Origin of the sequence: Methylophilus sp. 42 (assembly GCF_000384155.1) — a bacterium.
Lineage (GTDB): Bacteria > Pseudomonadota > Gammaproteobacteria > Burkholderiales > Methylophilaceae > Methylophilus.
In genome coordinates this window covers 1,867,092-1,879,872 of the sequence record NZ_KB913031.1, presented here as the reverse complement: position 1 = coordinate 1,879,872, position 12,781 = coordinate 1,867,092, and the positions used below count along the sequence as shown (strand labels likewise).

The following is a 12,781-nucleotide window of genomic DNA, read 5'->3' as shown; positions in this document are numbered from 1 at the left end:
CATATACTCATCGTTTTGACATGGCTTAACACCCCATACAATCAACAGTCGGTAAATCAGTCACTGGTTTAACTCGGATAAGGATAATAATAAGTCATCTGCCATGGAAACGACGCCATATTTTAATCAAACCGCAAAAGACGCTCTGCTGGAGTGTCTCCTTTATATTTGTCGCCATAATCGACTAGCCACAACGCGTGATGCTTTAACTTCCGGTTTGCCGCTGGAAGGGGGCAAGCTTAATCCGGAGTTGTTCAAACGCTCGGCTGAACGTTTGCGGCTGGAGGTGGTGGTGAAGCAGGGAGCGATTGCGACACTGCTGCAACCGCAGGCCGATGTCACCTTGCTGCTGAATAATCACCGCGCTTGCCAACTGATCAAAATCGATGAAAGCCAGCATTTCGCGCAAGTAGTGTTTCCAGACTTGTCGCCCGATGCCGTGACCATGAGTCTGGCTGATCTGGCTGCCGAATATACTGGCTATGCCTTAATTACCAAGCAAACCTTTATGTTTGATGCACGTACGCCAGAAGTGGGCCGGGTGCAAGTCCGCCACTGGTTCTGGGGTACATTGGCCGAAAACAAAGGGATTTATCGCGATGTGATGGTCGCTGCATTGCTGATCAATATTTTTGCCTTGGCCATGCCGCTGTTTACCATGAACGTGTATGACAGGGTGGTACCTAACAAAGCGGTAGAAACCTTGTGGGTTTTGGGTATCGGTGTCGCGTTGATTGTCCTGGGCGATTTGCTACTACGCTCTATGCGCGCCTATTTTCTGGACTGGGCCAGCGCCCGTATTGACGTCAAGCTCAGTGCACAGATTATGGAAAAGGTATTGGGCACACGCTATGAAGCCAAGCCAACTTCGGTCGGTTCATTTGCTTCTAATCTACGCTCGTTTGAAAGTGTGCGTGATTTTATTACCTCGGCCACGGTAGTGACATTGATTGACCTGCCATTCGGCATTATTTTCCTGATCGTGATTGCATGGATTAGTCCATATATGGTGTTGCCCGCATTGATTGGTGGCGCCATTGTGTTGATTTACTCGCTGAGCGTGCAAACCAAGATGCATGATCTTTCAGAAACCATGTACCGTGCCAGCGCCCAGCGCAATGCGACCTTGATTGAAAGCCTGGTTGGGCTGGAAACCGTCAAGTCTATGGGGGTTGAGGGCCAGATGCAGGGCAAGTGGGAGAAAAGCGCGCTGTTCCTGTCTGAGGTGGGTAGCAAACTCAAACTGCTGTCATCTTCTATTACCAATGGCACCTATGCCTTGCAACAGATTATTAGCGTTGCCATTGTGATTTTAGGCGTGTATTTGATCTCGAATGGCGATTTAACCATGGGTGGCTTGATTGCCTGCTCACAGTTGACCAGCCGTGGCTTGGCGCCTATTTCGCAAATCGCAGGCCTGTTTACGCAGTATCACACGGCGGCGACCTCCCTGAAGTCACTGGATGAAGTGATGGGTAAACCGGTGGAACGTAATAAAGGGGTTAACTTCTTGTCTCGCCCGGCATTCAAGGGCGAAATCGAGTTTAAGAATGTTTCCTTTAAATATCCTGGCTCTGATGAGCTGGCCCTGAACCGGATTTCTTTCAGGATTCGTCCTGGTGAGCACGTTGGCCTGATTGGTCGCATGGGTTCAGGCAAAACGACGATTAACAAACTGATTCTTGGTTTGTATCAGCCGACTGAGGGCGCGATTCTGATTGATGGTATTGATGCGCGGCAAATTGACCCGGCGGAATTGCGCCGCAGCATTGGCTACGTGCAACAAGATAACCATTTGTTTTATGGCTCGTTACGTGAAAATATTACTTTGCGCCATCCGCATGCTGACGATCGCTCTGTGTTACAGGCGGCACAAGTGGGCGGTATTGCCGAGTTTGTGAATGCGCATCCGAAGGGCTTTGATCTGGAAGTTGGCGAGCGCGGGGATACTTTGTCTGGGGGGCAACGTCAGGGCGTGGGCATTGCGCGTGCGTTTGTGACGCAGCCGCAAATTGTATTGCTGGATGAACCGACCAGTGCCATGGATCACTCCGGTGAGGAAACTGTAAAACGTAACATCGCCGAAGCCACTGCCGATAAAACCATGGTTGTGATCAGTCACCGTAACGCCATGTTAGAGCTGGCAGAGCGTTTGATTGTGATTGATTCTGGTCAAGTGGTCGCAGATGGTAATAAAGAGGACGTCACTGCTGCGCTGCGCGCCGGCAAAGTGGGTAAGGCGAGATAACAATATGGCAAAAAAAATATTCGATCAATTAGGTGAAGTCACCAAGCCAGACAGTATCTGGGTGCGCCTCGGCAAGCCTGTGCATGCGCTGGTAGACAAGGTCATTAAAACCGAGACTGCTGAAGCACGCACATGGTCCGAGCAAGCACATGATGTGATGATAGAAGATACCATGTTGCATGCCAAATTGATTATGTACGGCATTTTAGCGATTCTGCTGGTGTTACTTATCTGGGCCAGTGTGGCCAAGGTCGACGAGGTGACGCGTGGTGAAGGTCGTGTGATTCCATCCCGCCAGATTCAGGTGGTGCAGTCTTTGGATGGCGGTATTGTGGTCGATATCATGGTGCAGCTAGGCGATACTGTTAAGCGTGGTCAGCCCTTGATTAAAATTGATGAAACGCGGGCCATTTCATCGTTAAAAGAGAACGAAAGCCAGTATTTGTCACTCAAGGCCAAAGAGGCACGCCTGAAGGCACTGGCGAATGGTGGCAGTTTTAACCCGCCTAGCGAAGTACAGCAAAAAACGCCTGATACCTACTTGCAAGAGTTGCAACTGTTTAATGCAGGCAGGGACGAACTGAACTCACAGATTAATATCGCCAGGGACCAGTTGTCGCAACGTGAACGCGAACTGTCAGAAGTGCAGTTTAAAAAAGAGGTTGCTATTAAGACCTATGATTCGACCAGTAAAGAGCTGGCTGCCAATCGACCATTATTAAATAGTGGTGCGGTTTCAGAAATCGAGATATTGAGGCTGGAACGTGATGCTAACCGTGCCAAAGGCGATATCGACCAGGCATCGGCGCAGATGGGGCGCTTGACGGCGGCTATTTCAGAAGCGCGTCGTAAAGTATCAGAAGCGCAGCAGTCTTTCATGAGCAAGGTGCGTACCGACTTGAACGAAACCACAGCAAAAATCAATAGCCTGACGCAATCCAGCCTTGCGCTTTCCGATAAAGTGAAACAATCGACATTGACCTCACCGGTCAACGGCAAAGTCAGCAAGCTTTATTACAACACCGTCGGTGGCGTGATTCAGCCAGGAAAAGAAGTCATGGAGGTGGTACCTTCAGATGATGCGCTGGTGATTGAGGCTAAAGTACAAACCAAAGATATTGCGTTTATTCGCCCGCAACAGCCTGCGGTGATCAAGCTGACGGCCTATGATTACACCATTTATGGCAGTTTGGATGGCTCGGTGCAAGATATTGCAGCAGATTCCACCATAGACGATAAAGGTAATGCATATTATGTCGTTAAGGTAAGAACAGACCAGAATACTCTGGGCGACCACTTGCCGATTATTCCGGGCATGGTGGCACAGGTTGATATTTTGACCGGCAAGAAAACAGTGCTGTCCTACTTATTAAAACCAGTGTTAAAAGCTAAATCTTACGCACTAACCGAGCGCTAATTACTATGAAGCATATATTTATCACTACATTAAAACAATCCGTAGAATCCTGGCTCAAGGCTTTTCCGCAGTTAACGACTATCGCTGATGTTGTGTCAGCAGATGTTGCGGGGGCTTCTATCATCTGGGTACATGCGCAAATTGAACAAGGTCAGCAGTGGCGTAAGCACGTACAGCAGATATTAACCTTCTTGCCCTCGGCCAAAGTGATCGTGTTATCAAATAACCCGGAACAGGCTGAAGCCATGCAGGCCCTAGAGTTAGGTGCCGTAGGCTATTTGCACGCTTATGCGCATCAGCACGTGCTGCAAGAAGTTTACAGTGTTGTTTCACATGGCGGGGTCTGGTTAGGCAGGGATGTACTTAAGCATCTGATCACGCTAACGACACGGGGTAATCCGCAGCCCGATGCCACGGAAGAAATTTTAGAGGGCTTGACCAAGCGCGAGCGTGAAGTTGCGCTTGAGGCGGCCAGAGGTAATAGCAATAAAGAAATTGCACGTACGCTGTCTATTTCCGAGCGTACAGTCAAAGCACACCTGACGTCGGTATTCGACACCTTAAAAGTGCGTGATCGTTTGCACTTGGCATTGGTGTTGCAAGGTAAATCAGCGCAGGGACACTTCTCCCATGATGATAATGTGCAAAAAGATTCTTTGAATAAATTACATTTAAACTCATGATTGATTAATATTTTTAATATATGTTTATTTTTGTAAATTAATGAATTTAATCAGATTTTTTCAAAATTTTTGCTGTCTTACCTGTGAAATATATGACATTTTTCACTAAAAGCCTATCTAAGTGCGTACTTGGATAGGCCATATGCCCTTGTGCCGACACAATTCCGTGGTTATACTGGTTCTGGATGAATCTTTATAACTTGTTAAGAGTCTGCACATGAAACTAAAAAAAATCGCCTCGGCACTATTGATGGGGGTATTTTCTTACTCGTCTTTGGTATTAGCTGCTAGCCCAGAGACTTTAGAGAAAATAATTGAAAAGGCTGTCTCCGAGAACCCGGAAGTTCAAGCCACCTTTCATGCATTCAAAGCAGCAGAGTTCGATGAATCTGCCGCCAAAGGTCGATACCTGCCAAATTTGACGGTGGATCAAACGTTCAGAAACCAAGAGCGCCTGACACCAAACGTTAATAACACTTTTACGCCCAATCAGCAATCCACCTTGACCTTGCGTCAAATGATTTTTGATGGTCTGGCAACCCCGTCTGAAGTTGGCCGCCTGGATCATGTGGCCAAATCTCGCTTCTATGAGCTGCAGGGTCAAATGCAAGGCGTGGCGCTGGATACGGCAACCGCTTATTTTGATTTGTTGCGCTATCGCCGTCTGGTGTCTTATGCACAAGATAACTTTGTGGTGCATAAGCAGGTTTTTGACAAAATCAAATCACGCGTGGATGCCGGTGTAGGTAAGAAGGTGGATTTGGAGCAGGCGACTGGTCGTTTGGCCTTGGCTGAAGCAAACCTGCTGACTGAAACCACAAACCTATATGATGTGTCTGCCCGTTTCCAGCGTCTGGTGGGTGAGTTGCCGCCAGAGACCGTAAACGAAGTCATGCTGACAGGTGATGGCTTGGCTGGTAGCGCAGATCAGGTGTTGGATGCAGCTTACAAGCAAAACCCAAATATCCTTGCAGCCATTGAGAATATCATTGCAGTAGAAAAATCCGTTTCAGGCAAAAAAGCACCATTCATGCCGCGTCTGGACTTGCAGGGCCGCAAAGTTTTGGATGTGAATGACGCAAGTAGAAACAGTACGTTAGCTGCAGATACGTTGGAAGTCACTGCCAGCTGGAATATTTTTAATGGATTCACAGATAAATCTAATCTGGATTCTGCCGTACAAACTTTAAATCGCTCACATGATTTGCGCGATAAAGCGTGTATTGATACACGTCAGTTAGTTGCTATCGCTTACAACAATATCAAGCAGTTGAGTGAGCAAGTAGCGTATCGCAAGCAACATCAGGACTCCATCGAGAATGCACGCCTGGCCTATCGTAAGCAATATGATATCGGTCAACGTACCTTGCTTGACTTGTTGGATACGGAGAATGAATACTTCCAGTCACGCCGTAACTTTACCAATGCGGAAATGGACCTCAGTACTGCTTACGCCAGAACCTATGCTGGTCAAGGTTTGTTGTTGAGCAAGCTGGGTGTGACGCGTGCTGACGTGGGTGAGTATCCACGTGAAGAGTACATGGATCGCGAGAATGTGTGTAAGGCTGTTGCGCCTACGCAGGTTGTACCAGATAAGGCAGCATTGTTAGCCAATGCCAAACCTTGGGAAGGTGAAGCCTTTAAGCCTAAAGCACAAGAAAAAGCGACCATGAAGTTCACGCCTCGCATCTTGTTCCAAGCAAATAGCGCCATCATCTTGCCAGAGTCTTATGCGGATCTGGATATCGTGTATGACGTGGTTAAAGAGTGGGGTAATGACAAGGTTGAAATTGCAGGTCATACCGACAAGCGTAATACTTCGAAAGAGAAGTACAACCTGCTGTTGTCAGAGAAGCGTGCTAAGGCGGTTGCTGATTACTTAGTGAAAAAAGGCATGGATGCGCAGCGCATTGCAGTCAAAGGCTACGGTTTCTCGCAACCGATCGCTGAAAATGACCCTGTGAGTGGTAATGATGCCAACCGTCGCGTTGAGGTCATTCGATTCCAGTCTGTCGCTCAGTAATATTGAGCTTAGCTCCCGCGTGTCGGGGGTGTAAAAAAGCGGTGCCAAATAGGCACCGCTTTTTTTATATCTGCTAGCGTTGGTTGGCAAGCATAATGGCCTCTAAGGCTGGTCCAGGCATTGTACTTTAGTACAATAGATTTCTGTTTTGGATTGGCGTCTAATACGACACTATCAGAATTGTCTCAATCTTAAGTGAGGATCAAAATGGCTACAGTAATCGGAACTGTTACAAATATTCAGGGTATGGCTATCGTAGTTGATGCCAGTGGCAATCGCCATATGTTGAAAGTCGGCGAAGTGCTTCATGCCGGTGACAAAGTCATCACTGCCTCTGGTGCGGCAGTTGCCGTGAAATTGGCTAATGGTGAAACCGTGAATTTTGCTGAAGCACAAACAGTTAAGATTACAGACAATTTAGCCCAGGTTGATGTTTCTGATGTCTCTGAGAATGCTGTGAATCAAACGGTTTTTGATGCGGTGTTGACCGCGTTAAATGAAGGCCGTGATATCACCGAAGTATTGGACAGCCCGGCTGCAGGTGAGGCCGGTAGTGATGGTAATGCCAGCTTTGTGAACCTGGACAGAATCCAGACACAAAATGCCGGTGGCGCCAACTATGATGGCGGTACTGGTGCAGGTGGTGTGGCTACAGCTGGTGGTATTGCCCCTAATTATGTTTATCTGAGCCCTGCAAGTGGTGCGCCTGTGATTACATTGTCAGATGATGCAGATAATGACGGCTATTTGAATGCTGGCGAATTGGGTAATGCGACAACGACTAAAGCAACGGTAACCTTGCCAGCTGGTCTTGAGCCAGGTGATACGTTAAATGTTGTGCATAATGGTGGCACGATCAGCATTGCATTATCCGCAGCTAATATTGCAGCTGGCTTTGTTGAACTACAAGTACCAGTTCCTGCTGAAGGCTCAACGCTTACGGTGACGGCAAGCATTACCAATCAGTCCGGCCAAACCTCACCTTCTAGTTCAGACTCTGCGATTATTGATACAACTCCTCCCAATGGTGGTGAGTCGCCTGTCGTTGAGATTACAGAGGATGCGAATAATGACCACTTCATTAATCGTGCAGAATTAAATGGTGATATCGATGTGAAGGTTTCATTCACACCAAGTTTGGTGGATGTAGGTGATATCGTTGTCGTTAAGTCTAATGATGGTACTGTTAAGCAAGTTGTGATTGCCGCAACAGACAAAGCCAATGGCTTTATTACAACAACGGTGCCGGCGCAGCCAGATGGCGCTACTGTAACTGTGACTTCTACCATTGTGGATGCTGCCAAAAACGAATCAAAACCTGGTAGTGATTCTGCAATAATTGATTTAACTGCACCAAATACACCAGCGTTTGAGGGCGTGGATGATGTCGGTCCGACCCAGGGTGTGATCGTCAACAACTCAACGATTGATGATAATAAACCTGAAATTCGTGGTTCAAATGGTAATCCTGGCGACACGATCACCATTTACGATAACGGCACTAAACTTGGTACAACTGTTGTTCAGCCAGACGGCACATGGACATTCACACCAACAACACCATTGGTAGATGGCTCGCATAGCATTACAGTGACAGCGACTGATCCGGCTGGCAATACCAGCAACCCATCAACACCACTGAACTTTACTGTTGATACAGTTGCACCTAACACCCCAGCATTTGAAGGCGTTGACGATGTTGGCCCAACCCAAGGTGTGATCGTTAATAATTCAACCATCGATGATAACAAGCCTGAGATTCGTGGTTCCAATGGCAATCCTGGTGACACAATCACCATTTACGACAATGGAACCAAGCTTGGTACAGCGCTTGTTCAGCCGGATGGTAAATGGACATTCACACCGACAACACCGTTGGTTGATGGTTTACACAGCATTACAGTGACTGCAACTGATCCGGCTGGTAACACTAGTGATCCATCTGCACCACTTGGTTTCACAATCGATACGGTTGCACCAAATACTCCAGCGTTTGAAGGCGTTGATGATGTTGGCCCAACCCAAGGTGTGATCGTTAATAATTCAACCATCGATGATAACAAGCCTGAGATTCGTGGTTCCAATGGCAACCCTGGCGACACCATCACGATCTACGATAATGGTACCAAGCTCGGTACTGCCCTTGTTCAGCCTGACGGCACTTGGACATTCACACCAACAACACCATTGGTTGATGGCTCACACAGCATTACTGTGACAGCGACCGATCCAGCAGGCAATACCAGTGATCCATCGACACCACTGAATTTCACTGTTGATACGGTTGCGCCTAATACACCAGCATTTGAAGGCTATGATGACGTTGGTACGATTCAAGGGGTGATCGCGAATAACTCTTCAATTGACGATAACAAACCTGAAATTCGTGGTTCAAATGGTAATCCTGGCGACACGATCACCATTTACGATAATGGCACCAAGCTCGGTACAGCGCTTGTTCAGGCTGACGGTACCTGGACATTCACACCAACAACACCATTGGTTGACGGCTCACACAGTATCACTGTGACAGCGACCGATCCAGCTGGCAATACCAGCGATCCATCTACGCCACTGAACTTTACGATAGATACTGTTCCACCAGCTCTATTTATTAGCCTGGATGCCAACGTGGCAGGTGATGGCATTGTGAACGTCGCTGAATCTACAGCGGCTGCAATCCCAGTGACTGGTACCGTGAGTGGTCAGTTTAAAACTGGCGATATCGTCACAATCACTGTAAACGGTAAAGACTTTACTGGCGCTGTGACTGCTACAGGTACATTCTCAATTAATGTGCCAGGTGCCGATTTGGCCGCTGATGCGGACAAAACGATTGATGCGCGCGTCACTACATCAGATATTGCCGGTAACACAACAACGGCGACCGATACCCAGACGTACACAGTTAATCTGTTGCCACCAGCATTGGCGATTAGTCTGGATGCGAACGTTGCAGGTGACGGCATTGTGAACGCAGCTGAATCTACAGCGGCAGCGATTCCAGTGACTGGTACAGTCAGTGGTGATTTTAAAGTGGGTGATGTAGTCACTGTGACAGTCAACAACAAAGACTTCACTGGTACAGTGCAAGCTGGCGGTAAATTCTCAATTAATGTTCCTGGTGCAGATTTGGCTGCAGACTCTGACAGTACAGTATTTGCCAGCGTGACAACGACTAATGCTGCTGGTAACAATGCGACAGCGACTGATACACAGACCTACACTGTGAACGTATTGCCACCAGCGCTGGCGATCAGCCTGGATGCGAATGTAGCTGGTGATGGCATTGTGAACGTGGCTGAGTCTACTGCCACTGCGATTCCAGTGACTGGTACCGTAAGTGGCCAGTTCAAAACTGGCGACATTGTGACGGTTACGATTAATGGTAAAGACTTTACTGGCGCAGTTGCGACAGATGGTACTTTCTCAATCAATGTGCCTGGTGCCGATTTGGCTGCTGATGCAGACAGCACGGTATTTGCCAGCGTCACAACCACCAATACGGCAGGTAACAGTGCGACCGCCACGGATACACAGACTTACACAGTAAACCTGTTGCCACCAGCTTTGGCGATCAGCCTGGATGCAAACGTTGCTGGTGACGGCATTGTGAATGCAGCGGAGTCTACAACAGCAGCGATTCCAGTGACTGGTACAGTGAGTGGTCAATTCAAAGTCGGTGATGTCGTGACTGTGACGATCAACAACAAGGACTTCACTGGCACAGTGCAAGCTGGTGGTAAGTTCTCAATTGATGTCCCTGGTGCAGACTTGGCTGCTGACTCAGATAGTACGATCTTTGCGAGCGTGACAACGACAAACGCAGCAGGTAATAGTGCGACCGCAACGGATACACAGACCTATACTGTGAACGTATTGCCGCCAGCAGTTGCAATCAGTCTGGATGCGAACGTTGCAGGTGACGGCATTGTGAACGCAGCTGAATCTACAGCGGCAGCGATTCCAGTGACTGGTACCGTGAGTGGCCAGTTCAAAACTGGCGATATCGTAACAATCACTATAAACGGTAAAGACTTTACCGGTGCTGTTGCGACAGATGGTACTTTCTCAATCAATGTGCCTGGTGCCGACTTGGCGGCTGACTCAGATAGCACCGTATTTGCCAGCGTGACAACGACAAACGCAGCAGGTAACAGTGCGACCGCAACGGATACACAGACCTATACTGTAAACGTATTGCCGCCAGCAGTTGCAATCAGCCTGGATGCAAACGTTGCTGGCGATGGCATTGTGAATGTTGCTGAATCTACAGCAGCTGCAATCCCAGTAACTGGTACAGTGAGCGGCCAATTTAAAACTGGCGACATTGTAACGGTGACGATTAACGGTAAAGACTTTACTGGTGCGGTTGCTGCAAATGGTACCTTCTCAATCAATGTGCCTGGTGCCGACTTGGCTGCTGACTCAGACAGCACCGTATTTGCCAGCGTGACAACGACAAACGCAGCAGGCAACAGCGCGACAGCGACCGATACACAAACATACACCGTGAACGTATTGCCACCAGCAGTTGCAATCAGTCTGGATGCGAACGTTGCAGGTGACGGCATTGTGAATGTAGCTGAATCTACAGCGGCTGCAATCCCAGTGACTGGTACTGTGAGTGGCCAGTTCAAAACTGGCGACATTGTGACGGTTACGATTAACGGTAAAGACTTTACTGGTGCAGTTGCGACGGACGGTACTTTCTCAATCAATGTGCCTGGTGCAGATTTGGCAGCAGATCCTGATGCAACGGTATTCGCCAGCGTCACAACCACCAATGCGGCAGGTAACAGTGCGACAGCAACGGATACTCAGACCTACACAGTAAACCTGTTACCACCAGCATTGGCGATCAGCCTGGATGCGAACGTAGCTGGTGATGGCATTGTGAACGTGGCTGAGTCTACTGCCACTGCGATTCCAGTGACTGGTACCGTAAGTGGCCAGTTTAAAGTCGGTGATGTTGTGACTGTGACGATCAACAACAAGGACTTCACCGGCACAGTGCAAGCTGGCGGTAAGTTCTCAATTAATGTGCCTGGCGCAGACTTGGCTGCGGATTCCGACAGCACAATATTTGCGAGTGTAACAACAACGAATGCTGCTGGTAACAGTGCGACAGCAACTGATACACAAGACTATAAACTGGCAGTGAATCCAAACTTGTTTGCAACAATTGCCTTGGATGCAAACTTTGCTGGCGACGGTATTATTAATATCGAAGAAGCTAAAGCGACCTCAACTATTGCGGTGACTGGTACCGTTGGTGGGGATGCTAAAGCAGGTGATCCGGTAGTCGTCACCATCAATGGTAAAGATTACAACACAACTGCTATTACCCGTCCTGATGGTAAATTGGGTTTCAGTGTGAATGTCGCTGGTAATGAACTGGCTGCTGACCCAGACAAGACTATCGATGCGAAAGTGACAGTAAGTGACAATGCTGGCAATAGTCTGAGTCAATCGACACAACTGACGTATACCGTGGATCTGACACCGCCAGTTGCAACGATCGCGCTTGACGCCAACTTCGGTGGTGATGGCATCATCAACATTGAAGAAGCGAAAGCGACTTCCATTACGCCAGTAACGGGTACAGTTGGCGGCGACGCCAAACTGGGTGACCCTGTAGTTGTGACCATCAACGGTAAAGACTACAACACAACAGTGATTACCCGTCCTGACGGCAAACTGGGCTTCAGTGTCAATGTGGCTGGTAATGAGCTGGCTGCTGATGCTGACAAGACGATTGATGCGAAAGTGACTGTGACTGACAACGCTGGTAACACAGCGAGCCAGTCTACCCAATTGACATACAGCCTGGATCTGACGCCGCCAGTAGCGACAATCGCTTTGGATGCTAACTTTGGTGGCGATGGCATTATCAATATTGCCGAGTCTCAACCAGGTGTAAATCAGCCTGTCACTGGTACTGTCGGTGGTGAGGCCAAACTGGGTGACCCAGTGGTTGTGACCATCAACGGTAAAGATTACAACACAACAGTGATTACCCGTCCTGACGGCAAATTAGGCTTTACTGTGAGTGTGCCTGGTTCAGAATTGGTTGCCGACGCAGACAAAACTATTGATGCTAAAGTGACTACAACAGATACCGCTGGCAATATTGGTGTAGCCACCACGCAGCTGACTTATGTAGTGGATGTCATTGCGCCGAACAAACCAACCATCGATAACATCTATGATGACTTTGGTGCAGTGAAAGGCAATGTCGGAAATGGCGGTGTGGCTGATGATGCAACGCCAACCTTAACCGGTAAGGCGGAAGCGGGTAGTACAGTGACTATCTACGATGGTTCCACCAAAGTAGGTACTGCTGTTGCTGATAAAGATGGTAAGTGGACATTTACGCCGACGACTGACATTACCAAAGGTTTGCACAA

General features: G+C 48.3%; 5 protein-coding genes. All 5 read left to right on the top strand.

The window, feature by feature from the left end; all coding sequences use genetic code 11:
- Positions 1-103 precede the first annotated feature (103 nt).
- On the top strand, positions 104-2,248 hold the full coding sequence (locus tag MET42_RS0109085) for a type I secretion system permease/ATPase (protein WP_019882602.1): 2,145 nt from the start codon (positions 104-106) through the stop codon (positions 2,246-2,248).
- A gap of 4 nt (positions 2,249-2,252) precedes the next feature.
- On the top strand, positions 2,253-3,665 hold the full coding sequence (locus tag MET42_RS0109080; RefSeq protein ID WP_019882601.1) for an HlyD family type I secretion periplasmic adaptor subunit: 1,413 nt from the start codon (positions 2,253-2,255) through the stop codon (positions 3,663-3,665).
- 5 nt (positions 3,666-3,670) lie between these two features.
- Entirely contained in the window at positions 3,671-4,348 is a 678-nt protein-coding gene (locus MET42_RS0109075; RefSeq protein WP_019882600.1) for a response regulator transcription factor, read from the top strand.
- 217 nt (positions 4,349-4,565) lie between these two features.
- Positions 4,566-6,371, top strand: coding sequence for a TolC family outer membrane protein (locus tag MET42_RS0109070; protein ID WP_019882599.1), 1,806 nt, complete (start codon positions 4,566-4,568; stop codon positions 6,369-6,371).
- A gap of 246 nt (positions 6,372-6,617) precedes the next feature.
- The coding region (locus MET42_RS14390; protein ID WP_019882598.1) for a retention module-containing protein at positions 6,618-12,781 on the top strand (6,164 nt) is incomplete at its 3' end.